The sequence below is a fragment of the Microbacterium hatanonis genome (genome assembly GCF_008017415.1).
Lineage (GTDB): Bacteria > Actinomycetota > Actinomycetes > Actinomycetales > Microbacteriaceae > Microbacterium > Microbacterium hatanonis.
Map to the genome: position 1 here is coordinate 324,720 of NZ_VRSV01000001.1, position 24,301 is coordinate 349,020.

The 24,301-nt window shown below is 70.5% G+C and carries 18 protein-coding genes; 17 read left to right on the plus strand and 1 reads right to left on the minus strand.

What is annotated here, in order from left to right; translation table 11 throughout:
- Nucleotides 1-34 precede the first annotated feature (34 nt).
- From FVP77_RS01595 to FVP77_RS01615, 5 genes are all read left to right on the plus strand, one after another.
- Nucleotides 35-2,572, plus strand: a complete 2,538-nt coding sequence (locus FVP77_RS01595; RefSeq protein WP_147892950.1) for a glycoside hydrolase family 65 protein — start codon at nucleotides 35-37, stop codon at nucleotides 2,570-2,572.
- 159 nt (nucleotides 2,573-2,731) lie between these two features.
- Nucleotides 2,732-4,138 carry an ice-binding family protein gene (locus FVP77_RS01600; protein ID WP_147892951.1) on the plus strand — a complete coding sequence of 469 codons (1,407 nt, stop codon included), beginning with the start codon at nucleotides 2,732-2,734 and terminating at the stop codon, nucleotides 4,136-4,138.
- A 51-nt stretch (nucleotides 4,139-4,189) separates the two neighbouring features.
- Nucleotides 4,190-6,409 carry a DNA polymerase III subunit gamma and tau gene (locus FVP77_RS01605; RefSeq protein ID WP_147892952.1) on the plus strand — a complete coding sequence of 740 codons (2,220 nt, stop codon included), beginning with the start codon at nucleotides 4,190-4,192 and terminating at the stop codon, nucleotides 6,407-6,409.
- A 2-nt stretch (nucleotides 6,410-6,411) separates the two neighbouring features.
- A complete protein-coding gene (gene recR, locus FVP77_RS01610; protein WP_116647877.1) occupies nucleotides 6,412-7,005 on the plus strand; it encodes a recombination mediator RecR in 594 nt (197 codons plus the stop codon).
- Entirely contained in the window at nucleotides 7,002-7,952 is a 951-nt protein-coding gene (locus FVP77_RS01615) for a DMT family transporter (protein WP_246133930.1), read from the plus strand. The genes recR and FVP77_RS01615 overlap by 4 nt, the downstream gene beginning before the upstream one ends.
- Before the next feature lie 18 nt (nucleotides 7,953-7,970).
- Here the strand turns inward: FVP77_RS01615 and FVP77_RS01620 are convergent, their stop codons facing one another.
- Nucleotides 7,971-8,459 (minus strand): hypothetical protein, encoded by a 489-nt coding sequence (locus FVP77_RS01620; RefSeq protein ID WP_147892953.1) that lies wholly within the window; start codon nucleotides 8,457-8,459, stop codon nucleotides 7,971-7,973.
- Nucleotides 8,460-8,635: 176 nt separating this feature from the next.
- Between FVP77_RS01620 and FVP77_RS01625 the strand changes: the two genes are divergently transcribed.
- The 12 genes from FVP77_RS01625 to FVP77_RS01680 all read left to right on the plus strand — a co-directional run bounded on the left by FVP77_RS01625 (nucleotide 8,636) and on the right by FVP77_RS01680 (nucleotide 24,290).
- Complete coding sequence (locus FVP77_RS01625; protein WP_147892954.1) at nucleotides 8,636-9,187, plus strand: YegP family protein; 552 nt, start codon at nucleotides 8,636-8,638, stop codon at nucleotides 9,185-9,187.
- Between the two features lie 16 nt (nucleotides 9,188-9,203).
- The gene (locus FVP77_RS01630; protein ID WP_147892955.1) at nucleotides 9,204-10,847 is read left to right on the plus strand and encodes a serine/threonine protein kinase; all 1,644 of its coding nucleotides are present in this window, start codon (nucleotides 9,204-9,206) and stop codon (nucleotides 10,845-10,847) included.
- 172 nt (nucleotides 10,848-11,019) lie between these two features.
- Entirely contained in the window at nucleotides 11,020-12,087 is a 1,068-nt protein-coding gene (gene pstC / locus FVP77_RS01635) for a phosphate ABC transporter permease subunit PstC (RefSeq protein WP_147892956.1), read from the plus strand.
- Nucleotides 12,084-13,538, plus strand: a complete 1,455-nt coding sequence (pstA, locus tag FVP77_RS01640; RefSeq protein WP_147892957.1) for a phosphate ABC transporter permease PstA — start codon at nucleotides 12,084-12,086, stop codon at nucleotides 13,536-13,538. The genes pstC and pstA overlap by 4 nt, the downstream gene beginning before the upstream one ends.
- Nucleotides 13,535-15,142, plus strand: coding sequence for a phosphate ABC transporter substrate-binding protein PstS (gene pstS, locus FVP77_RS01645; protein ID WP_246133931.1), 1,608 nt, complete (start codon nucleotides 13,535-13,537; stop codon nucleotides 15,140-15,142). Before pstA ends, pstS begins: the two co-directional genes overlap by 4 nt.
- Nucleotides 15,143-15,410: 268 nt before the next feature.
- Entirely contained in the window at nucleotides 15,411-17,963 is a 2,553-nt protein-coding gene (locus FVP77_RS01650) for a hypothetical protein (protein WP_147892958.1), read from the plus strand.
- 70 nt (nucleotides 17,964-18,033) lie between these two features.
- Nucleotides 18,034-19,158, plus strand: coding sequence for a hypothetical protein (locus FVP77_RS01655; protein WP_147892959.1), 1,125 nt, complete (start codon nucleotides 18,034-18,036; stop codon nucleotides 19,156-19,158).
- A 27-nt stretch (nucleotides 19,159-19,185) separates the two neighbouring features.
- Nucleotides 19,186-20,250, plus strand: a complete 1,065-nt coding sequence (locus FVP77_RS01660) for a hypothetical protein (protein WP_147892960.1) — start codon at nucleotides 19,186-19,188, stop codon at nucleotides 20,248-20,250.
- A 125-nt stretch (nucleotides 20,251-20,375) separates the two neighbouring features.
- Complete coding sequence (locus tag FVP77_RS01665) at nucleotides 20,376-21,497, plus strand: COG1361 family protein (RefSeq protein WP_147892961.1); 1,122 nt, start codon at nucleotides 20,376-20,378, stop codon at nucleotides 21,495-21,497.
- Nucleotides 21,494-22,333 carry a hypothetical protein gene (locus tag FVP77_RS16685; protein WP_187266774.1) on the plus strand — a complete coding sequence of 280 codons (840 nt, stop codon included), beginning with the start codon at nucleotides 21,494-21,496 and terminating at the stop codon, nucleotides 22,331-22,333. Before FVP77_RS01665 ends, FVP77_RS16685 begins: the two co-directional genes overlap by 4 nt.
- A complete protein-coding gene (locus tag FVP77_RS01675) occupies nucleotides 22,330-23,322 on the plus strand; it encodes a sortase (protein ID WP_246133932.1) in 993 nt (330 codons plus the stop codon). The genes FVP77_RS16685 and FVP77_RS01675 overlap by 4 nt, the downstream gene beginning before the upstream one ends.
- Before the next feature lie 23 nt (nucleotides 23,323-23,345).
- Nucleotides 23,346-24,290 carry a phosphate ABC transporter ATP-binding protein gene (locus FVP77_RS01680; protein WP_147892963.1) on the plus strand — a complete coding sequence of 315 codons (945 nt, stop codon included), beginning with the start codon at nucleotides 23,346-23,348 and terminating at the stop codon, nucleotides 24,288-24,290.
- Nucleotides 24,291-24,301 lie beyond the last annotated feature (11 nt).

A 24,301-nucleotide genomic window follows, 5' to 3' on the forward strand; every position in this document is an offset into this window, starting at 1 on the left:
GGAAACCCGAATCTCCCTCACCGGAAGGCATTCCATGATCGATCGCGGTCGCTTCCCCGTCGACGAGTGGCGTCTCGTCGAGACCGAGGGGTCGCTCGACGACGCCGGGGTCACCGAGACACTGTTCTCGGTCGGCAACGGCTATCTCGGGCTGCGCGGCAACCACCCCGAGGGGCGGTTCGCGCACGAGTCGGGAACCTTCATCAACGGGTTGCACGAGACCTTCCCCATCCGTCACGCCGAGCAGGCCTACGGATTCGCCGAGGTCGGCCAGACGATCGTCAACGCGCCCGACGCGAAGGTCATGCGCGTCTACGTCGACGACGAACCGTTGTCGTTCGACGTCGCCGACGTCCGCGAGTACGAGCGGGTGCTCGACATGCGCGAGGGAGTGCTCCGTCGCCGACTGCAGTGGTGCACGCCGTCGGGCAAGCTCGTCGAGCTCGAGGACGAGCGCATGGTGTCGTTCGACGAGAAGCACCTCGCTGTCCTGCGCATGACGGTGACGGTGCTCAACTCCGACGCCCCCGTCACGATCAGCTGCCAGCTCATCAACCGTCAGGACGGCGAGGGCATCTACGGAGGTCGCCCGCCCGGCAAGGCCAAGGCCGGCTTCGACCCCCGCAAGCAGGACAAGCTCGAAGACCGCGTGCTGCAGCCCCTCGAGTACTGGCAGGACGGCGACCGCACGGCGCTGAGCTATCGCGTCGCGGAGTCGGGCATGACGCTGGCCGTCGTCGCCGACCACGTCATCGACACCGAGAACGAGTACACCGCGCGTCGGCTCATCGAACCCGACATCGCCAAGAACGTCTTCCGCGTGCAGGCCAAGGCCGGCGTGCCGACGACGGTCACGAAACTCGTGAGCTATCACACGTCGCGCGGCGTGCCCGCCGGCGAGATCATCGATCGCTGCCGCCGCACCCTCGATCGCGCGCAGACCCAGGGCGTGGGTGCGGTCTTCGCGCGGCAGCGCTCGTGGCTCGACGCGTTCTGGGAGCGCTCCGACGTCAAGATCGGCGGCCACCCCGATCTGCAGCAGGCCACGCGCTGGTGCCTGTTCCAGCTCGCGCAGGCCGCCGCCCGTGCCGATGGGCAGGGTGTGCCGGCGAAGGGCGTCACCGGGTCGGGATACAGCGGACACTACTTCTGGGACACCGAGATCTACGTGCTCCCCTTCCTGGCGTACACGACCCCGCTCTGGGCGCGAAACGCCCTGCGCATGCGCTACCTGATGCTGCCGGCGGCCCGTAAGCGCGCCCACCAGCTGAACGAGGCGGGCGCGCTCTTCCCGTGGCGCACGATCAACGGCGAAGAGGCCTCTGCCTACTACGCCGCCGGCACCGCGCAGTATCACATCAACGCCGACGTTGCCTTCGCGCTGGCGAAGTACGTGCGCGCGACGGGCGACGTCGACTTCCTCGATTCCGAGGGCGTGGACATCGCGGTCGACACCGCTCGGCTGTGGGCGACCCTGGGCTTCTGGCGCTCGAGCGACGGCGTCCACGACGGCGACGGCGACTCGTTCCACATCCACGGGGTCACCGGTCCCGACGAGTACACGACGGTCGTCAACGACAACCTGTTCACGAACGTCATGGCGCGCTTCAACCTCCGCTTCGCCGCGCGCACCGTGCGCGAGATGGAGGAGGCCGACTTCGACGCGTACACGCGGATGGTCGATCGTCTGAACCTCGATCCGTCCGAGCCCGAGCTGTGGGACCGCGCCGCGGACGCGATGCACATCCCGCACAGCGACGCCCTCGGCATCCACCCCCAGGACTCCGTGTTCCTCGAGCGCGAGATCTGGGATCTGGAGCACACTCCCGCCGACCAGCGGCCGCTGCTCCTCCACTTCCACCCCCTGGTGATCTACCGCTACCAGGTGCTCAAGCAGGCCGATGTGGTGCTGGCGCTGTTCCTGCAGGGCAACCACTTCACGGCGGGGGAGAAGCTCGCCGACTTCGAGTACTACGACCCGCTGACGACCGGCGACTCGACCCTGTCGGCGGTCGTGCAGGCGATCCTCGCGGCCGAGGTCGGCTACCAGGACCTCGCGCTGGAGTACTTCCGGGAGTCGATCTTCGTCGACCTCGCAGACCTCCATAACAACGCGGCCGACGGTGTGCACGTGGCCTCGGCGGGCGGGGTGTGGACCGCACTGGTGTCGGGATTCGGGGGCATGCGCGACCACTTCGGCGACCTCACCTTCGACCCGCGCCTCCCGGCCGACTGGCCGTCGCTGTCGTACGTGCTGCACTGGCACGGCACGCGGCTGAACATCACGTTGACGGCCGACGCCATGACGGTCGAAGCGGGAGATGGCGACCCGGTGGACTTCTCGGTGCGCGGCGTCGGTTACTCGGTGCACGGCGGCTCCACCGTCGTGGCACCGCTCGACGGTCAGGGGCCGATCATCCCCGGAAAGCCCTCGATCCGGCAGTTCGCCGACGCTCGGCGCGAGGACGGGTCGCTCCTGTCGGCGTCCGTGCCCACCGTCACCGCGTCGATCCCGATCATCACCGACGAGACCGAGATCGTGGGGGAGTCGTCGCTCGGCGTGGACGCCTGATCGCGCCCGAAACGTTTCCGCGGTTTTACGCCAGGCTGTGAGATCGCCTGCGATCTATGGATTTGCTGAGTATTTGACGAGCCCCCCGCTAACGTGATAGGTGGCCCAGCTCGGGCCATTGTTCCCTCGCATTTCACGGGGGCTGATAAGGCGGTTCCCATGGGGACCCATACATCCGTACGTCGTCAATCCGTGGGTTCCGTGCGCGTCGCGCAATCGGCGGCCGTCGCGCTCATCGTGAGCGGTCTGGTGCTCGTGGGTCTCACGGTCGGCGGCTCGAGCGCTGTGGCCGCAACGAGCGTCGGACTCGGCACCGCCGAGCCCTACGTCGTCCTCGGCGGACAATCGGTGACCAACACCGGAAACAGCACGCTCGACGGAGACCTCGGCGTCTACCCCGGCACGTCGATCACCGGCTTCCCGCCCGGGCAGGTCATCGGCGGGGGTGTCATCCATCAGACCGACGAGAACGCCGAGCAGGCCCAGATCGACCTCGTCACCGCCTACAACGCCGCAGCATCCCAGGCCCCCGACGCCACCATCACCGCTGACCTCGGTGGGCAGACCCTGGTCGACGGAGTCTATTTCTCCGCCTCGACGGTCGGACTCACCGGCACCCTGCGCCTCGACGGCCAGGGCGACTCCGGATCGGTCTGGGTGTTCCAGGTCGGGTCCGCTCTCACCACCGCGACCGGCAGCGTGGTGGAGCTCATCAACGGCGCCCAGGCGTGCAACGTGTTCTGGCAGGTGGGCTCGTCGGCCACCCTCGGCACCGACTCGACGTTCGTCGGAACCATCCTCGCGCTGACCTCCATCACCCTTGAGAACGGCACGACCGTCGACGGCAGGGCTCTCGCCCGCAACGGCACGGTGTCCCTCGACGACAACACCTTCGTCGATCCCGGGTGCGACGCCGGCCCGAGCCCGTCTCCGTCGGCGACCCCGACGGATACTCCGACGGCCACGCCGACCGTGACTCCGACGGCGACTCCGACGGCCACGCCGACCGTGACCCCGACGATCACGCCGACGGCGACTCCGACGATCACTCCGACGGTCACGCCGACGGTCACGCCGACGGCGACTCCGACGATCACGCCGACGGCGACTCCGACGATCACTCCGACGGTCACGCCGACCGTGACCCCGACGATCACGCCGACGGCGACTCCCACGATCACGCCGACGGCGACTCCGACGATCACGCCGACGGCGACTCCGACGATCACGCCGACGGCGACTCCGACGGTCACGCCGACGGCGACTCCGACGGTCACGCCGACCGTGACCCCGACGGCCACGCCGACCGTGACGCCGACGGCCACGCCGACCGTGACGCCGACGGCCACACCGACCGCCACGGCCACGGCTGGGATACCGCTGCTGCCCACGTCCGGCCCGACGACAGGTGCCCCCACCGGACCGGTGGTCAACGGCGGCGGCATGCTCCCGGCCACCGGTAGCGACGGCAGCAGGGCGTGGATGCTCCTGGGCGCCGCGGCTGCCTTCCTGCTGGGCGGCTCGATCCTCTTCACGTCACGTCGCTTCACCTCTCGTCGAGGCTGAGGCGACGCACCCTCCGGGCGGTATGTCGGCGGCAGGTCGTAGGCTGGGTACGTGACCACAGCCCTCTACCGCCGCTACCGCCCGGAGGCGTTCGGCGAGATGATCGGGCAGTCCCAGGTCACCGATCCGCTCATGACGGCGCTCCGCGGTGACAGGGTCGGCCATGCCTATCTGTTCTCGGGCCCGCGGGGGTGCGGCAAGACGACGTCCGCCCGCATCCTCGCCCGGTGCCTCAACTGCGCCGCAGGACCCACCGACACTCCGTGCGGCACCTGCGACAGCTGCGTCGAGCTCGGGCGTGGCGGTGGCGGTTCGCTCGACGTGGTCGAGATCGACGCGGCCAGCCACAACGGCGTCGACGACGCGCGCGACCTGCGCGAGCGGGCCATCTTCGCTCCTGCGCGTGACCGGTTCAAGATCTTCATCCTCGACGAGGCCCACATGGTCACCCAGCAGGGTTTCAACGCCCTGCTGAAGCTGGTCGAAGAGCCGCCCGACCACGTGAAATTCATCTTCGCGACCACCGAGCCCGAGAAGGTGCTCGGCACGATCCGCTCCCGTACGCACCACTACCCGTTCCGGCTCGTGCCACCGGCGGCGATGCTCGAGTACGTGCAAGAGCTCTCCGAGACCGAGGGCGTCTCCGTCCAGGCCGGTGTCCTCCCTCTCGTGGTGCGCGCCGGCGGGGGCTCGCCGCGCGACACCCTCTCGCTGCTCGACCAGCTCATCGCCGGTTCCGACGTCGGCCCCGACGGCGCCGTCGAGGTCGCCTACGAGCGTGCCGTGGCACTGCTCGGATACACCCACGCCGAACTCCTCGACGAGGTCGTCGACGCCTTCGGCGCGCGCGATGCGGCCGCCGCGTTCGCCGCCGTCGATCGCGTCATCCAGACAGGGCAAGATCCGCGGCGCTTCGTCGACGATCTGCTCGAGCGCCTCCGCGACCTCATCGTCGTCGCGGCGACCGGGCAGAGCGCCGGGTCGGTGCTGCGCGGCATATCCGCCGAAGAACTCGAGCGCATGACCCGTCAGTCGGGTCTGTTCGGCACGCAGCGGCTCTCGCGCACGGCCGATCTCGTCGTCACCGCGCTCGATGAGATGACCGGCGCGACGTCGCCGCGTCTGCACCTCGAACTCCTCGTGGCCCGCGTGCTCGCCGACGCGGGTGCCGCGCCCGCGTCGGCCCCCGCGCCCGGCGTGGCCCCGGCGACGGCCGCGGCCGCCGCACCCGTCGCTGCACCGCAGACCCCGCGAGCGCCCGCACCGGCGCCCGCGCGCGCGGAGGCCGCTCCTGCAGTTGCGGCGCCCGAGCCGGTGGCGCCCCCCGAGCCGTTCAGCGAACCCGAGCCGCCCGCCGATCGGGAGCCCCCGGCCGATTCCGACGAAACGCCGCCCGAGCCCGAGGGCGAGTTCGCCCCTCCCGCCGCGGCGGGCCCGCTCACGGTGCAGCGCCTGCGCGACGCCTGGCCCGAGGTGCTCGCCCGACTCGAGTCGATCAGTCGCACGTCGTGGTTGATCGCGTCCGGCGCACGGGTCGCCGCCCTCGACGACGACGTGCTCACCCTCGCGTTCGCCAGCGCGAACGACATCGCCGCGTTCAAGAAGCGCACCGCCGGTGCCGGTCCGAGCGAAGACCTCCGCCAGGCGATCATGGGGGTCCTCGGCATCCGCGTGAAGTACATCGCGAAGCACGACGGCGATGCCGGCGGTTCCGGCGATGCCGGTGCTCCGGCCTCGACGCCGCCCGCGCCCGACCATCAGGTACGCGAATCGCCGGTCGCGCCCCCCGCCCAACGATCGAGCCCGGTCTCCGCGCCGTCGGCGGCCGCGCCCGTGACGGACTGGGCGGTCGCGCCTATCCCCACGACCCCCGAGGTCGATCCCGGAACGGCGTCGCCGTCCGCGTTATCCGGCCCGCGCCCGTCCGCCGCGTCCGCCGCGCGGGCGGTCGGTCAGTTCCCGGTCGACGACGAGCCCGAAGAGGCATCGTCGGTGCGGGTGGCCACGCTCGATCCCGTGCGCGACGGCTCGGTCCTCCCGGATCGCGAGGTCGAAGCATCCGTCGTCGTCGACGACGACCCCGAAGACGAGCTCCCGCCCCCCGACGACACCGTCGACGCTCCGGTGCCGCCGGTCGTCGCACCGCGCATCGCCCCGGTCGTCACCACGCGCGGGGGCGTTCAGCGAGTCGGAGAGGCCGTCGTGCGCCAGGTGCTGGGTGCGACCTTCGTGCGTGAAGAGCCGTTCGAATCGCCCACGAGGTTCGTCTGACCATGTACGACGGCATCGTTCAAGACCTCATCGACGAATTCGGGCGTCTCCCCGGCATCGGGCCCAAGTCGGCGCAGCGGATCACGTTCCACATCCTCCAGTCGCCGTCCTTCGACGTCTCGCGCCTGTCGATCCTGCTCGGCGAGGTGCGCGACAAAGTGCGCTTCTGCGAGATCTGCGGCAACGTCTCCGAGCAGGACCGCTGCGGCATCTGTCGCGACCCTCGACGCAATCCGACGCTCATCTGCGTCGTCGAAGACGCCAAAGACGTCGCGGCCATCGAGCGCACGCGCGAGTTCCGCGGTCTGTACCACGTGCTCGGCGGGGCGATCAGCCCGATCGCCGGCATCGGGCCCGACGACCTGCGCATCACCTCGCTGATGCAGCGCCTCGCCGACGGAACGGTGCAAGAGGTCATCCTCGCGACGAACCCCAACCTCGAGGGCGAGGCGACCGCCACCTACCTCAGCCGGCTGCTGCACACGCTCGAGATCCAGGTGACCCGACTCGCGTCGGGGCTCCCCGTCGGCGGCGACCTCGAGTACGCCGACGAGGTCACCCTCGGTCGGGCGTTCGAGGGGCGACGCACGCTGTGACGCCGGCGCCGGTGGCCGGGTTCCCGACCCGATTCACCGCTCGTGCCTGGTTGCTGTTCATCGCGATGGCAGTGCTCTGGGGCATGCCCTACCTCTTCATCAAAGAGGCCGTCGACTCGTTGTCGCCGCCGGCGGTGGTGTGCATCCGCACGCTCGGGGCGGCGCTGCTGCTCTTACCGTTCGCGCTGCGTCGCGGCGTGCTGGGTCCTGCTCTGCGGAAGTGGAGGTGGGTGCTGGTGTTCGCCCTCCTCGAGATGGCGGGTCCCTTCGTGCTGCTGGCGCACGCCGAGCAGACGCTCCCGTCGGGGATCACCGGGCTTCTCGTGGCGACCGTCCCCCTGTTCGCCGCTCTCGTCGCGTTCACCCGCGGGGATCGCACCGCCGTGCGCCCCGTTCGGCTGGTCGGACTCGGCCTCGGCTTCGTGGGCGTCGCGGTGGTCGTAGCCGGCCCGGGGCTGTCTCTCGGCGACGGACCGCTCGGCGTCGTCGCCGTCGGCGAGGTGCTGCTGGTCGCCGTCTGCTACGCGATCGCGCCGTTCGTGGTCGCGAAGCACCTCCGCGATGTGCCCGCGCTCGGGTCGATCACCCTCTCGCTTCTCATGGTCGGAGTCGGCTACCTCCCGATCGCGCTCCTCACCACCCACGGCATCCCCACGACGCGGAGCATCGCGGCGGTCGTCGCTCTCACGGTGCTGTGCACAGCGGTCGCCTTCCTCGCGTTCTTCGCGCTCATCCGCGAGGTCGGGCCCGCTCGCGCCCCACTCTTCACCTACGTCAACCCGATCGTCGCCATCCTCCTCGGGGTGGTCGTGCTCGGCGAGTCTCTCGGTATCGGGCTGCTCGCGGGCTTCCCGTTGATCATCGTCGGATGCTGGCTCGCCGCCACCGGAGGATCGCTGCGCGTCCGACGCCGGAGCGACGAGATGCCGCCCGTCGCACCCGGCTGAGCACGCAGCATCCGATCGTCAGCGGAGCACCTCGACCAGCGCCACCCACGACACGATGATCGCCGACACGATCGCGATGATGCAGCCGACGGCGGCGAGTACCAGGGCGGTGGGCGGGTCGAAGAAGACCACGACGCCGGAGGCCGCGTACGCTGCGATCGGCACGAAGCCCAATGCCGACTTCGGGAGACGGGCATGGTCGGCCGGGTCCGGATCCCGCATGATCACCCACGCCGCGTGCACCTGGAAGGCGCCTGCGCCCGCGGTAGCGACGAGGACGACCGCCCCGTACGCGGGGGCGGGGATGCCGGGGATGAGCGCCGCGCCCGCGACGACGATCGCGAGGACGAGGCCGGCGATCGCGGCGGCGAGACGGGAGGTGATCGTGGTGGCCTTCACGATCTGGGCGATGTTCACACTCGAGGCGACGATCACGAGACCCGCGAGGGCGGCGGTGGCACCGACCATCGCGACGTGGAAGTCGGTCCACCCCTCGAGCGCGTCCATGGTCGGATGCTAGCGCCGACCCCGATCCACCGCGACGCACGAGACGATCACCCTTCGTATACCGGTCGGCCATCTTTCGATGTGCCGCCGTACATGACGTGCGGCCACCTTCGAGCATCGACGGTTCTTGAGATTCTCATGGGGAGTTCTCAGAAGGACCGCGCGATAGGACGACTGTGAGCGAGGCGCTCCCACGACGAACGAGCCATGCGGGCCGGATCGTCTTCGACACGTTCCGCTCGGCGTACGACCCGATGCTGAACTCGTGGCTCGTCTTCCGCGCGCAGATCCTCCACGACGTGCTCACCGTGCCGGCCGACGTCGCGGCGGCGGACGTCGACGAGCGCGAGCGCGCTCGGACCGGTCGGTTCGGAGTGTGGCGCATCCTCGCCACCAACAACCGGGAGCTCGGTCGTGGATCGGGGTTGTTCCCGACGCCGGCGGAGGCCGTGGCGACCGTCGAGGTGCTCCAGCGCGAGGCGCTGTCGCTCACGGCCTCCGTCGTGCGCGGGGCGACGCCGATGACGCACGGGTGGGTGCTGCGCCGCGACGGGGAGGCGGTCATGACGTCGTCGCGGTGGTACGAGTCGGCCTCGGAGGCGGCGGCGGCGGCCCGCGCCGCCCGCACGGTGCTCGCGACGGCGACCATCGCGACGGGCGTGAACATCGGCACGCAGTCGGGGCGACGCCTTCGGCGGGCCATCGCGCCCGTGAACCAGATTGTCTGACGCGGGCGACGGCGCCATGACCGACGGGCTCGTCGCCGGACGCTTCCGGGTGCTCGGCCTCCTCGGCTCGGGCGCCACGGCGTCTGTCTACGACGCGCTCGACACCCGTGACGGCGGGCGGGTCGCCGTCAAGGTGCTGCACCCGCACCTCGCCGCGCACCCACAGATGCGGGCGGCGTTCCTCCGCGAGGCCGAGGCGGTCGCCGCGCTCTCGCACCCGGGGCTGTGCGGGGTCGTCGGGTCGGGGATCCACGATCCCGAGGGGGAGGCGGAGACCTGGACCGCGTGGCAGATCGCGCCCGGGCTCACGCTGGGGGAGCACGTGCGGGAGCGGGGGACGCTGTCGGCGCGCACCGCCGCGGACATCGGCACGAGAGTGCTCGACGCTCTGGCGGTGCTCCACGCCGCCGGGCTCGTGCACCGCGACATCTCGCCGTCGAACGTCGTGATCGACGTGGATGCGGCGGGCCGCCTCCGCGACGCGCGCATCATCGACTTCGGGCTGGTGGATGCGGCCGGCTCGACCACCCGCGGGGGCGACGTGCTCCGCAGCGCGGAGGGCGACGGCGTCGTCGGCAACCTGCAGTACGCGGCACCCGAGCTCCTCCGCGGCGAGGGCGTGGGTCCGTCCGCGGACCTCTACCAGCTCGCCGGGGTGCTCTACTTCGCCCTCGTCGGATCGGCCCCGTTCCCGCGCGACTCGCCGGAGGCGACCGTCCGCGCCCACCAGAGCGCGGCTCCGCCGACGGCATCCGTCCGCGTCGGGGGAGTGCCGGTGGCACTGGACCGCGTGATCGTGCGAGCGATGCTGAAAGACCCGGCCGCGCGGTTCGCGTCGGCCGCGGACATGCGCGACGCTCTCGCGTCGGCGGTCGCACCGCGCGCGACCACGGTCGCGGTGCCGGTCGACGCGACGACTCGCACGCGGGTGTTCGCCCCCGCGCTGAGCCCGGCGGTCGACGCCGCCGACCACGCGGCGGCCGAACCCGAGGGGCGGGGCGGATCGCCGTGGCTCTGGGGGCTCGGGCTCGTCGCGGCCGGACTCGTGGTCGCCGTCGTGGTGGCGCTGTCGTCGGGGAGCCAGCCGACCACGGCGCGGGAGACACCCGCCGCCGTCGTGTCGAGCCCGGTGCCGACCCCCGCGCCGTCCGCGTCGGAGACACCGGTGGCGACGCCCCCGCCACCCGTGATGGCACAGGTGCCGGCGCTCGAAGGACTCGGCTCGGATGCGGCGCGCCGAGCGCTCGCGGCGGCCGGACTCGCGGTGGGCGAGGTCGCGAGTGTCGATTCCGCGCGTCCGCTCGGCACCGTGCTCGCCAGCGAGCCGCCCGTGGGCGCCTCCCTGCAGGCGGGCGGATACGTCGCGCTGACCGTGGCCGGCGGGTCGAACGCCGTGCCCGATGTGGTCGGCGCCGTCGAGCAGTCGGCGATCGATGCCGTCGCCGCCGCCGGCTTCGTCCCCGTCGTCACCCGGCGCACGAGCAGCGCACCCACCGGCACGGTGATCGCCGTCCAACCCGCCGGGGCGACCAGCATCCCGCTCGGGACGAGCGTCGCTCTCGAGGTCGCCGCGCCCCTCCCCGCTCCCACCCCGACCGCCCCTCCGATCACGCCGACACCCACGCCGACCCGCACACCGACACCGGGGGCCACGCCATGACGTCCCGCGCTCACGACCGCGACAGCCGTCCTTCTCCGATCCGTCGCGGATCGTTCACCTTCGACGCCCACGATGGCGAGGATCCGGCCGGAACCCGCCGCCGGTCGCTCTGCTCAGGAAGCCCCATGAGACGCGCTTTCCGCCTGCCCTCGCGCACCTCCGAGGCGTACGCATGACGAATGTCGGCTCCGACGACCTCACGCAGCTGCTGACGCCCTCCGAGCCCGAGCGATCGCCCGAGGCGGATGCTGCGGAGCAGAAGCCGAAGATCGCGGCGCGCTCGCTGAAGGCCGCGCCCTCGGTCTCGGACTCCGTCTTCCGCTCCGCGTCGTTCGCGGCCGGCGGCATCACCGTGGCGATCATGCTCGCGGTCGGGTTCTTCCTCGCCCTCCGCGGCGGGGAGGCGCTCGGGGTCGCTGGTCCCTCCTTCTTCACCACGCAGGAGTGGTCGCCCGAGACGCAGCAGTTCGGCATCGCCGCCGTCCTCGCCGGGACGTTCACGATCGCGCTCATCGCGACCTTCTTCTCGGTTCCGCTCGCCCTGGGCACGGCCCTTCTCATCTCCGAGATCGTGCCGCCGCGGGCAAAGTCGCTCCTCGTGACGCTGGTGGACCTGATGGCGGCCGTCCCCAGCGTCGTCTACGGGCTCTGGGGGGTGTTCTTCCTGCAGGCGAGTGTGATCCCCGTGGCGCAGTGGATCTCCACCTACTTCGGCTGGATCCCGGTGTTCGCCGTGACCGGGCCGGACGGCGCGCGGCTCACCGATGCGAGCGCCTTCACATCGTCGGCCTTCATCGCCGGCATCGTCGTGGCGCTCATGGTGGCTCCCACTCAGACCTCAGTGATGCGCGAGGCCTTCTCGCAGGCTCCGGTGGGGGAGCGCGAGGGGTCCCTCGCCCTCGGATCGACGCGGTGGGGGATGATCCGCACCGTGGTGCTGCCCTTCGGTCGCGGCGGCATCATCGGCGGCACCATGCTCGGGCTCGGGCGGGCGCTCGGGGAGACGATCGCCGTCTACATGATCATCTCGCCGATCTTCACGATCAACTGGGAGGTGCTGAAGACCGGCAGCAACTCGATCTCCGCCCTCATCGCGCTGCGCTACGGCGAGGCCAGCCAGTTCGGGCTGTCGGCGCTCATGGCGGCCGGGCTGGCACTGTTCCTCATCACCCTCGTCATCAACTTCACCGCGTCGTCGATCGTCGCGCGGTCGCGCTCAGGAGCGGAGAGCGACGGATGACCATCGCCGCCGAACAGACCCTCACCACCCTCCACCCGCCGCACGCCGACGCGGGCGACGTCGACGTCTCGCACACGCTCGACGAGCGGGGCGAGACGACACACCGACAGACGATCCTGCCCGCGCGAGGCGCCACCCCGATCGGCCCGCGTCGCCAGATCCGCGGTACCGCAGCCGACGACACCTTCAACGTCGTCGGCGCGCTCGTGGCGTCGCTCGCCGTCGCCACACTGCTGTTCGGGTGGATCACGCCGATGACCGGCGCCGTCGGCTGGGCGGTGGTGGCCTACCTCGGATTCGTGCTGATCTACGCCCTGCTCATCGCGTTGCGCGCCGACAGGCTCGAGGTGGCGGATCGTGTCATGACCGCGCTCCTGTACAGCGCGGGGTCGATCCTGCTGGCCGCCCTGGTGTTCGTCGTCGTCTTCACGATCTGGCGCGGTGCGCCCGCGCTCTTCGGGGGGCAGTGGCTCATCCGATTCAACTTCTTCGTCGAGACGATGGAGTTCACCGGGCCGCTCGACCCTCTCTCCATGGGTGGCATCTCCCAGGCGATCGTGGGGACGCTCATCCAGATCGGTATCGCCCTGGCCATCGCCGTACCCCTCGGCATCGCCACGGCCGTCTTCATGAACGAGATCGGCGGCCGCTTCGCGCGCTTCGTCCGCACCGTCTCCGACGCGATGACGGCGCTCCCCTCGATCGTGGCGGGTCTGTTCATCTACTCCGCCGTGATCACGCTGCTCACCAAGGAGCGATCGGGGTTCGCGGCGGCGCTGGCGATCACCGTCATGATGCTCCCCATCATCATCAGGGCATCCGACGTCGTGCTCCGCCTCGTCCCCGGCAACCTCCGCGAGGCGTCGTATGCGCTCGGTGCGTCGCGGTGGCGGACGGTCTGGACGGTCGTCCTCCCCACCTCGCGATCGGGACTCGCCACCGCCGTGATCCTCGGCACCGCGCGCGGCGTAGGCGAGACGTCGCCGGTGCTCCTGACATCGGGTGTCACCGCGGTGATGAACACGAACCCGTTCTCCGGGCCGATGATCTCCCTGCCGCTGCAGGTGTTCGACTTCGTCAAGTCCCCCGAGCCGAACATGATCGCCCGCGGCTTCGGAGCCGCCGCGACGCTGATCTTCCTCGTGCTTCTGCTGTTCGTCATCGCCCGCCTCATCGGGGGGAAGGGCCCGGGCCAGCTCAACGCCCGGCAGCGGCGGGCGCGCGCCGCGGGCTCCGTCGCCGATCTGCACCGCATCACCCGGCAGAACGAGATCCGATCGGCCGTCGCCACCGCGGTGGTCGCCCCCGTGGGCATCGACGCACCCGTTCCCGCCGACCGACCCGTCGTCGCCACCGGCGAGGACGACACCTCGGAGCCGTTGCAGACAGCATCCGACATCACCGAGGTCATCGACCCGGCCAGCCTCGACTCACCGAAGGACCTCTCGTGATCCGCCGACCCTCCCGCCGTCTGGCCACGGCTGTCATCTTCCTGCTCGCCGCCGCCGGGCTCGCGACCGGCGCCGGATCCCCGGCCGTCGCGGCCGACTCGTATGCCCGCATCTCGGGGACGGGGTCGACGTGGTCGCAGAACGCCCTGGACCAATGGCGTACGAACGTCGCGACGAACTACGGCATGACGGTGAACTACTCGGGCGTCGGCTCGTCGGCCGGTCGCCGTGACTTCATCAGCGGCACGGTCGACTTCGCCATCAGCGAGATCCCCTTCCAGTCCAATCCGGAGGACGGGTCGCAGCCCGAGACGCCGACCACGAGCTACGCGTACATGCCGATCGTGGCGGGCGGCACGTCGTTCATGTACAACCTCAAGATCGGCGGCAAGCGGGTGACGAACCTGCGTCTGTCGGGTGCGACGATCACGCGGATCTTCGCCGGGCAGATCACGAACTGGAACGACGCGGCGATCAAGGCCGACAACCCGGGGCTGGCGATGCCCGACAAGGCCATCGTCCCCGTCGTCCGCTCCGACGGATCCGGCTCGTCGGCCCAGTTCAGCCTCTGGATGTCGAAGCAGCACGGTGACATCTGGAAGAACGGACTCCGCTCGCAGTTCCCCGTCCCCGCCAACGGCAAGGCGCAGAACGGCTCCCTCGGTGTTGCCGGGTACGTCAGCCAGGACTACGGCGAGGGCGCCATCACCTACGTCGAGTACTCGTACGCGCTCAAGTCCGGCTTCCCCGTGGCGAAGGTGCTGAACTCCGCCGGGTACTACATCGAGCCCACCGCGTCGTCGGTCGCCGTGGCCATGATGAAAGCGCGCATCAACACCGACCTGACGCAGATCCTCGACGACGTCTACAACAACCCCGACCCCCGGACGTACCCGCTGTCGAGCTACTCCTACATGATCGTGCCGACGCAGGTCGCGGGTATCTTCACCACCGACAAGGGGCGCACGCTCGGCGCCTTCGCCGAGTACGTGCTGTGCGAGGGCCAGCAACAGGCCGAGCAGCTGGGGTACTCGCCGCTGCCCATGAACCTCGTCAAAGCGGGGTCCGAGCAGATCAAGCGGATCCCCGGCGCCAACACCGCGGGTATCGACACGAACAAGTGCAACAACCCCACGTTCAAGCCCGGCGAGGACGAATCGAACAACCAGCTCGCCCTCACGGCGAAGCAGCCGGCGGCCTGTGACAAGCAGGGTCCGGACCAGTGCACCACCGGTACCGCGGGTGCGACGGGGGAGACCCCTGTCAGCGGCTCCGGTTCCGGGGGCTCCTCGGCCGGTGCCGCCGGCTCGGCAGCGGCGGCAGGAACGGCAGGGGCTGCTGCGGGTGACCCCGCCGCCGCGACCGATGCCGCAGCGGCGGCGGCATCCGCCGATGCCCCGCTCTACGACTCGAACGGGAACCTCATCTCCGGTGCCTCCGGTGGGGGTGTGGCCGCGGCCTCGTCACCGTTCACCCTCGCCGAGGGGGGCTGGGGGGCTCCCCAGTTCCTGATGCTCGCCGCCGCCATTCTTCTGTTGGGTGCGATCGTCACTCCTCCTCTCACGTCACGGCGACTCCGGCGGGGCTCCTCGACGCGGCCCTGAGTGCGCGCGCGACCGTCCGAGCGCTACGACGCTCGGGCGGTCTCCGGCGTGCCGGCGGGGTGCGTGGACAGAGTCTCGCGCGTGATCCCGGCCCCTCCCGATACGCCATGAGAACGCGATTCCTCGTTGATGAAGCGTTCATCTCGATTTCACGACCCGCCCATAATTTCGACCGTGTCGACAGGTCCCGACTGTCGCCCAGATCTGGAGAAGTACTGTGCCGACGGCTGCCACCACGCCCCGGTCGATGCGAGGTTTCCTGTCCGGCATGACCGGCGTGCTCGTCACCGGCCTCGTCTTCGCGACGCTGACCTTCAGCGGTGTGGCGACCGCTCAGCCCGCGGCCGCGGCCGATGACGACTCGCAAGCGGTGACGATCTCCGCGGCGAGCTACGACAAGGACGCGAAGAACGCTCCGTTCCCCGATCTGAAGCTCACGGTGTCGCAGACCACGGGGCTCGTCTCGCAGGGGATCCAGATCCGGTGGACCGGCGGCAAGGAATCCACGAGGCCGTCGGGTCAGACCGGTGGCGAGAACTTCCTCCAGTTCGCGCAGTGCTGGGGCGATGACCCCACCGACCCCTCCAAGCCGGACCGCACGACGTGTCAGTACGGCGCGTTCCTCTCGGCCGGCGCGATGCGCGACGGCAACCGCGCGAGCGCCCCGTCCGACGAAGACGACGAGTCGGCCGCGCAGGGGCCGGTGATCGCGGCGGAGGATCTGCCGTACAGCACCCCCGACAACGGTCAGCTCGATCCCGCGTACACCTCGATCCCCTTCCGGTCAGCGACCACGTCGTCGTCCGGCGTTCACGACATGGTGCAGAACGTCGTCGACAACAAGCGGGTACCGGGCGTCGACGTCAACACGAACCAGTTCTTCACGAAGTACACGTCGAACGAGATCCCCTGGGCCGGCTCCGGCGCCAACGGCGAGGGAAGCACCAAGTTCGAGGTGCAGACGGCCGCGCAGGCGCAGGGTCTCGGATGCGGGTCGCGGGTGACGTCGGCCAGCGGCGTGGTCACCGGGTCGTCGTGCTGGCTCGTCGCGATCCCCCGCGGCACGAAGGACACCGGCGAGGAGTCGATCAATCAGTCCGGTCTGTTCTGGGACAGCTGGAAGCACCACGTGGCCGTCAAGCTCGACTTCCGTCCGATCGGGATCAACTGCGCGATCGGTGCGAAGGAACGCCAACTGGTCGGCAGCGAACTCCTCGCGACGGCGGTGGCCTCCTGGCAGCCCAGCCTGTGCGGCGCCGAGGGCGGCGACGTGTTCAACATGATCAAGAGCAACGAGAGCGACGCCGTCGCCCAGGCGAACGCGGCGACGGACACGTCGCCCCTGGCACTGACGTCGCTGCCGTACTCCGGCGAGTCGCAGGACGACCTCGTCTACGCGCCCGTGGGCTTGTCCGCCGTGACCGTCGCCTTCGCGATCGATCGGTTCCCGAACCCGAACGACGGCGTCCCCGACGCGGTGAAAGAGCGCAGCGGGCTCCCGTTCGAGAGCATGAACCTGACGCCGCGGCTCATCGCGAAGCTCTTGACGTCGTCCTACCTCGACTCCCTCCCGACGGATGCGAAGAAGGACCACATCGCGGGCAACCCTCGCAACATCGTGTTCGATCCCGACTTCCTCGCGATCAACGACAAGGAGTGGGGGTACCAGGTCAACGCCGGTGTCGCGATCTCCGACATGCTCGTGCCCCAGGGGCGTTCCGACGTCGCCACCCAGCTGTGGCGCTACGTCCTCGCCGACGAGGACGCGCGGGCGTTCCTTGCGGGCACGCCCGACCCGTGGGGCGCGAAGGTCAACCCGTACAGCTCGACCGACGCCAAGGTCAATCCCGTCGGCGCGGGTCTGAGCCTGCCGCGCGACAACTTCCCCAAGGCCGACCCGACCCAGGTGGACGCGCAGCCGAACGGCGGCGCCGCGGAGATCAACCTCATCACGTGGAGACCCTTCACGAACGACCTCGACGTCTCGGCCTACCTGACCCTGCGCGGCGACGGTCAGGTGCTGGGCCCGTGGAATCTCGACGCCCGCCCGCCGCGGTACGACCGGGTCGCGCGCGACCTCCAGGGCTTCCAGTCCGTCGTCGCGCTCACCGACAGCTCGGCGGCCGCGAAGTACCAGGTCGTCACGGCGGCGCTGCGCAACCCCGCCGGGCAGTTCGTCACCGCCGATGCGGAGTCGATGACCGCCGCGGCCGGGGCCATGACCGCGTCCGCCGAGCAGCCGCAGGTGATGGGCCTGGATGCATCGTCCGAGCTCGCCAAGACGACCGCCGGGGCCTACCCCCTCACCATGCCCGTGTACGCGGCGGCGAGCCCGTTCCTGACCGACGCTGCGACCCGCGCGAGCTACGCCTCGTTCATCCGCTTCGCCGCCACGACGGGACAGGAGCCCGGCGTGCAGGTCGGCCAGCTCCCCGCCGGTTACGCGCCCATCCCCGCGAAGTGGGCTTCGCAGGCCGTGGCTGCGGCGAACGTGCTCCAGCAGGGCCTGACGCGCACGGTTCCCACGACGGGCGACGACGGGCCGTCGACGGCAGGTTCGATCGCGAACGGGACGCCCAACGGCCCGGTGTCGGCGGTCGCCCCTGCCGCCGTCGCTCCTCCCGCGGCCGCGGCCCCCGCTGCCGGCGGCACGGGAAACCCGACCGCCTCCGGTGCGGTCGCCGGCGCGCTCGCGGGAGCCGAGACCTCGGCCGACCCAGACAGCGGTGCGCTCGCCGCGACTCTTCCTCTCAGCATGCTCGCCGGCCTCATGAGCGCGGCAGCCGTGCTGATCATCCCCAGACTTCCGCGTCGTCCGTGACGCGGGCCCTTGCTTGCACACTCATCGCGTTACCCGAATGCACCATCCACCATCACCAGATAGGTACTCAGTGAAGCTCAAGAAGATCGCCGCGCTCGGCGCGGCTGTCGGCCTGCTCCTCTCGGGCGTCGGCCTCGCCTCGACCGCTTCGGCCGAGCCGGTGTCCAACAGCTACTCCGCTGTCGGCTCCGACACCCTCCAGGACGCGATGAACGCCCTGACCAACGGCACCAGCGCGTCGGGCACCTACGTGCGCGTCCTCGCCGCCGGCCAGTCCATCGGAAACTTCGACGCCTTCGGTGCGCCGGCCATCCAGACCAAGTCGGGCGGACCGTTCTTCGCCCGCCCGAACGGTTCGGGCGCCGGTCGTGACGCCCTGCGTCGCTCGATCGACGGGGCGAACTGGTCGGTCTCCGGCAACACCACCCCGGCCAAGCCCATCACGGGCCAGGTCGACATCGCGCGCAGCTCGAGCGGCCCCGCCAGCGGCACCTCCAGCGCCGACGGCCGTCTGCTCTACGTCCCGTTCGGCCGTGACGCCGTCGCGTACGCCTACAAGGGCGGCACCGCCGCGTGGGCGAACCTCACCGCGGCTCAGCTCAAGTCGATCTACGAGGGCACCACGACGACGATCGACGGCGTCACGGTGAAGCCGCGTCTGCCCCAGACCAGCTCCGGCACGCGCTCGTTCTTCCTCGGCGCCATCGGCGTGACCACGCCCTCGGGTGTCGCGGATGCGGCGAACACGACCGTTCCCGAGAACGACGCCGCGGTTCTCGGCGAGGGCGAGATCATCCCGTTCTCGGCCGCCAGCTGGATCGCCCAGGCGAACAATGTCGCCGGTGTCAACACGGTCGCCGCCTCCACCGGCGTGCAGCTCGGCTCGCCCATCAGCGGCCAGGCTCCGTTCACCGGAACCGCCCCGGCCCTCGTGCCGAACTCGGGCTACTACTCCAACACGACCTTCGGTCGTGACACCTACCTGATCGTCGAGCGCGCCCGCGTGCAGTCGTCGTTCACCTACAACGGCGCTCCGGCGTTCGACCCGGTCCTCGCGGGCCTTGTCGATTCCTCGAAGACCGCCAGCCTCACCAACTTCGGCAACGCGCCGACGACGCCCGGTGCCGTGAAGCGCAAGTTCGGCTTCCTCGCGCCCAACTCCACCACCGCCATCACTGCGTACGCGCAGGGCTGATCAGTTACGGGATAAGGAACCAGACTGATGTTCTCGCTCACCAAGAAGAAGATCGCCGTCGCCGGCGTTCTCGCTCTCGCCCTCGTCGGCGGGTCGGTCACCGCTGCCGCCGCCGCCATCACCCCGTCCGGCTCCTCGGAGACCATGTGGCTCTGGGACGGGACGGATGGTGCGGAGAAGCTCCTCGCTCCGACCACCCGCGTCATGGCGTGGGATGAGCCCGTCTACGCTCACCCCAACGACACCGACTACGCCACCTACAGCACCTACTTCAGGGGACCCTCGAACGCTCAGGCGGTGTCGATCTTCCTCTCCAACCGCGGCGAGGAGATGACCTCGAGCAGCTGGATCTCCAAGGGGACCAACGCGTTCTCCGACCCGGCCGCGAAGACGGTCCTCGCCCCCCAGGTCACGCTGATCAACACCGCGGGTGTGAACCTCGCGGCGGCGAAGGCGAACGGTGGCAACTTCTCGCTGGGCATCGCGTACACCGACATCAACGGTGTCGCGGTGCGCGCGGTCTCGTTCGTCCACATCACCATCCGCCCGGGCGGCGACTGGACGTACGAAGCGACCACCGACCAGACCACCACGAACCCGCCCGCGGGCTCGTCGTCCGGCTCCGTCGACCTCGAGGCGACCACGGTCGCCGCGCAGGACGGCGCGCTCTCGCTGACGGTCCCCGCCGGCGCCAAGGCCGTCTTCAGCGCCGCGACCCTCGTCGGCGGGAAGTCGACCTCGACGGCGACGCTCCCCGAGGTCACCGTCACCGACGACCGCATCGTGTCGAAGAAGGGCTGGACCGTCACGCAGTCCGTCGCCGACTTCGTCAACGGCACGAACGTCATCGGCGCGAAGAACCTCGGCGTCGCGCCGAAGGTCATCGCCGCCGGGACGACCTCGACCGGGGTCGCCGCAGCATCCGCTCAGGTCGCGGGTTCGGCGATCTACTCGTCGCCGTTCGCCGACGCGCCGGCCGGTTCCGGAGTGGGCGTCACCAAGCTCGGCGCCGACCTCACGCTGGTCGCGCCGGTGGATGCTCCGGCCGGGACGTACACCTCGAAGATGACGCTCACGCTCGTCTCGAAGTAACCCGATCACGACGGGGGGCGGCGTCCGACGCCGCCCCCCGTTCGTGATTCTCCTGTAAGTCGGTCGTTCAACCGCCGTTCACACCTCAGACGTGTCGCGGCAAGCAGTTTCTGGGGAGATGTATCGTGCTCAAGACCCCGCTCCTCGCGCGCCCGAACGCGCGGGGCATCCGCCTCGTCGCTCTCGCGATCGCCGGCTTCATCGCCCTCTCCTCCGGTGCCTCCACCGGCATCGCCCTGGCTGCCGATGAGGCGCCCGCCGAAGACTCGATCGGTATCTCGGCCGCGCCGCTCAACGACGCGGATGCGGCGGGACGCACGCGATTCGATTACCAGATGAGCCCCGGCCAGACGCTGGACGACACCTACGTCGTGTCGAACACGGGGACGACGGTGCAGACGTTCACGGTCTTCGCCACGGACGCCTTCAACACCGAGGAGGGGAGCTTCGGCCTCCTCGACACGGGCGTCGAGCCCTCCGACGCAGGGGCCTGGGTGCAGTTCTCCGGTGCGAAGAGCGTCGTCGTGGATCTCCAGCCCGGCGAGTCGGCCTCTCTTCCCTTCACGGTCGCCGCCCCCGCCGATGCGTCGCCGGGCGACCACGCCGCGGGGCTCGTCGTCTCGGTGCTCGCCGACGACGGGCAGGTCCTCGTCGACCGCCGCGTCGGAACGCGCCTCTACGTCCGGGTGCCCGGCGACCTGCAGCCGAACCTCACGGTGGCGGGCATGACCGCCTCCTACACCCCCTCGCTCAACCCGCTGGCCGGTGAGACGACGGTGACCTTCACCGTGCGCAACGCCGGAAACGTCGCCCTGTCCGGTGCTCTCAAGACGGAGATCCGTGGTCCGTTCGGCATCGGCCTGTCCGCCCCCGTCGAACAGGACGTCGACGAGATGCTGCCCGGAAGCACCCGCACGATCACCACGACCGTCTCCGGCGTGGGTCAGTGGGTGTTCCTCAACCCCGTGGTGACTCTGTACCCGAGCGTCGATGAGACCGCGCTGAACCCCGGCCCGCTGACCAGCGTGACGCGCGACACGGTGCTCTTCGTCGTTCCGTGGGCACTGCTCGCGGTGGTCCTCGTCGGCCTGGTCGTCTGGGGCTGGATCTGGTTCAGCCGTCGTCGCAACGACCGTCGAGCCGCCGCATGGGTGGAGTACACCGAGGCCGAAGCGCGCCGCAAGGCCGAGACCGAACGCGAGCCCGTGGGCGCCGGATCCACCGACTCGAAGCAGTCCGGGGCATGACCGTGGACACCGTGCCGTTGCGGCGGCGTCGCGTGGGCGGCATCGGTGCGATCGTGCTCATCACGGCCGCGCTGTGGGCCGGGTCGGCGGCCGGGGCCACCGCAGCATCCGCCTCCATCCCCACGGCGACGGCTGCCACGACCTGCGTGGCGTCCCCGTCTCCGGCGCCGGCCTCGGGCATCGACATGACGGCCACCGTGGTCGGTCCGGGTGCGCCCGACTGCAGCCCTCCGGTGCCCAGCTCCGGAGGTACGTCGTCCGGCGCCGGTGGCTCCGGGGGATCCGGACGCGGCGCCTCGACCGGGTCCGCGTCGAACGGCGCTCCGGCCACCGACGTGGCGCCGACCGTGAGCACGACGTCACCGACCGGCGACGAGGTCGATCTCGGGGGCGTCTTGAACGTCGGGGGCCTCTCGAGCGCCCCGGTCCTCTCGATGAACCCGTTCGGCGGCGACCTCCAGGTGTGGTTCACGGTGCGCAACGTGTCGAGCTCCACGATCGAGGCCACCGCGGATTTCTGGATGGAGGGACTGCTCGGCAATCGCATCTCGGCGGTCGACGACCTCGTCATCGCGGATCTCAAACCGGGCGAGACGCGCACGGTCAGCGCCGAGCTCCCGGGGGTGGGGCAGTGGACGGTTCTCACCGCGCACGCACGCCTCGAGCCCCCCGCGGAAGTGGGCGGCACCGAGCTCTCGCCGCTCACCCGCGACGCGACGGTCTTCGTCCTTCCCTGGTTGTTCGTCCTGATCGTCGCCGCGGGCCTCGGCGCCTGGGCGATCGCTTACGTCCTTCGCCGCCGCGACGTGGGCGTCCCGATGGGGGTGCCCGCATGACCGTCCTCGAGGCGCCCCCCGGGGCCGTTCCGACCCCCGAGCCCGCGGCTGCCGCGATGCGCGGCGGCCGCCCTCCGCGACCGCCCCGGACGCCGCCGCCCCCGCGCCGCCCGCCGCAGCCGAAGCGGGCACGTCCCCCGCTCACGCGTGGCGAGGCCATCGCACGGAGCATCGCCGCGACGCTCGCGGTCATGCTGATGATGTTCGTGCTCAACCTCACGGTCTTCAGCCACCTGCAGCACCTCGTCTCGCAGCAGCGACTCTCGGACGAGTTCCGCGCGCAGCTCTCCGCGGGAACCGCGCCGGTGAGCGAGGGGGACTTCGAGAACGTCCTGCTCCCGGATGGGGCGCCTCTCGGCATCCTCGAGATCCCGAGCCTCGGCATGTACGAGGTCATCGTCGAGGGCACGTCGTCGGCCGAGACCGCGACGGGCCTCGGGCACCAGCGCGACACAGTGCTGCCCGGCCAGGTCGGTGTGAGCAAGATCGCCGGGCGCGCTGCCGCCTACGGCGGTCCGTTCTCGGGCATCGCCTCCCTGAGCCCGGGCGATGAGATCTCGGTGCGCACGGGCCAGGGCCTGCACCTGTTCGAGGTCACGGGGCTGCGCTATGCGGGGGACCCCACTCCGCCGAACCCCCTGCGCGGGGAGAGCCGCCTGATCCTGATGACCGCGCGGGGGGCGCCGTACCTCCCCGCCGGTGTCGCCTACGTCGACGCGCGCCTCGTCTCCGAGGCGCAGGCCTCCGGTGCCCGCCAGACGACGCCGGTCACCCTGCCGCCCGAGGCGAAGCCGATGGCGACGGACACCACCACCGTGTGGGCGCTGGTGTTCGCGCTGCAGTTCCTCATCGTCGTCGAGATCGCCGCGGTGTGGGCGTTCCGCCGTTTCGGGCAGCAGCGCACCTGGATCGTGTTCGTGCCGGTCCTCCTCCTCGCCGGATTCCTCGTGGCCGATCAGACCACCCGGCTTCTTCCCAACTTGCTCTGACCACCCCGAAGGAAGCCGTCACCATGTCCGACGACATCACGACCGTCATCGATTCGGCGCCCGAGTCGCGCCGGAGCGAGTCCGCCCGCCTGCGCCGCGACCAGGCCGGCTACGCTCCCGCGCCGTCGACGCCGAACTACCCGTCGGCGCCCCTGCCGACGGCCGTGGCCGCGCCCGTCCTGCCGTCCGAGCCCCTCGCCTCGCTCGACGCTCGCAACATCACCGCGTGGTTCGGCGACCACCAGGTGCTCGACCGGGTGTCGCTCACGATGCCCGCGGGCGTCGTCACCGCGCTCATCGGGCCCTCCGGATGCGGCAAGTCCACCTTCCTGCGCATCCTCAACCGCATGCACGAGCTCGTGCCGTCGGCCTCGCTCGCCGGCGAGGTGCTGCTCGACGGCGTCGACATCTACGACTCCGGCCGCAAGCTCACCGAGGCGCGGCGCGACATCGGGATGGTGTTCCAGAAGCCGAACCCGTTCCCGGCGATGTCGATCTACGACAACGTCATCGCCGGGCTGAAGCTCACCGGTGTGCGGGCCTCGCGCGACGAGAAGGACTACCTCGTCGAGCGCTCGCTGACCAGTGCAGGACTGTGGAAAGAGGTCAAGGACCGCCTGCGCGCGCCCGGTGGCGGCCTCTCGGGCGGCCAGCAGCAGCGTCTCTGCATCGCGCGATCGCTCGCGATCAAGCCGAAGGTGCTGCTGATGGACGAGCCCTGTTCGGCGCTCGACCCCACCTCGACGCGCGTCATCGAGGAGACGATGGGCGAGCTGCAGAAAGAGGTGACGATCGTGATCGTCACCCACAACATGCAGCAGGCGCAGCGCGTGTCGCAGCAGTGCGCGTTCTTCCTCGCCTCGCAGGGGCAGCCGGGACACATCGTCGAGCACGGCGACACCGAGGCGATGTTCGGTGCCCCGATCGACCCTCGCACCTACGACTACGTCAACGGCCGCTTCGGGTAGGGGCCGCCGGA

What these genes read in the sequence shown, in the direction of transcription:
- FVP77_RS01600 (WP_147892951.1), top strand. Translation starts at nt 2,732, where the DNA reads ATGGGGACCCATACATCCGTACGTCGTCAATCCGTGGGTTCCGTGCGC.
- FVP77_RS01680 (WP_147892963.1), top strand. Translation starts at nt 23,346, where the DNA reads ATGTCCGACGACATCACGACCGTCATCGATTCGGCGCCCGAGTCGCGC.
- FVP77_RS01630 (WP_147892955.1), top strand. Translation starts at nt 9,204, where the DNA reads ATGACCGACGGGCTCGTCGCCGGACGCTTCCGGGTGCTCGGCCTCCTC.
- FVP77_RS01620 (WP_147892953.1), bottom strand. Translation starts at nt 8,459, where the DNA reads ATGGACGCGCTCGAGGGGTGGACCGACTTCCACGTCGCGATGGTCGGT.
- recR (WP_116647877.1), top strand. Translation starts at nt 6,412, where the DNA reads ATGTACGACGGCATCGTTCAAGACCTCATCGACGAATTCGGGCGTCTC.
- FVP77_RS16685 (WP_187266774.1), top strand. Translation starts at nt 21,494, where the DNA reads ATGACCGTGGACACCGTGCCGTTGCGGCGGCGTCGCGTGGGCGGCATC.
- FVP77_RS01595 (WP_147892950.1), top strand. Translation starts at nt 35, where the DNA reads ATGATCGATCGCGGTCGCTTCCCCGTCGACGAGTGGCGTCTCGTCGAG.
- FVP77_RS01660 (WP_147892960.1), top strand. Translation starts at nt 19,186, where the DNA reads ATGTTCTCGCTCACCAAGAAGAAGATCGCCGTCGCCGGCGTTCTCGCT.
- FVP77_RS01650 (WP_147892958.1), top strand. Translation starts at nt 15,411, where the DNA reads ATGACCGGCGTGCTCGTCACCGGCCTCGTCTTCGCGACGCTGACCTTC.
- pstA (WP_147892957.1), top strand. Translation starts at nt 12,084, where the DNA reads ATGACCATCGCCGCCGAACAGACCCTCACCACCCTCCACCCGCCGCAC.
- pstC (WP_147892956.1), top strand. Translation starts at nt 11,020, where the DNA reads ATGACGAATGTCGGCTCCGACGACCTCACGCAGCTGCTGACGCCCTCC.
- FVP77_RS01675 (WP_246133932.1), top strand. Translation starts at nt 22,330, where the DNA reads ATGACCGTCCTCGAGGCGCCCCCCGGGGCCGTTCCGACCCCCGAGCCC.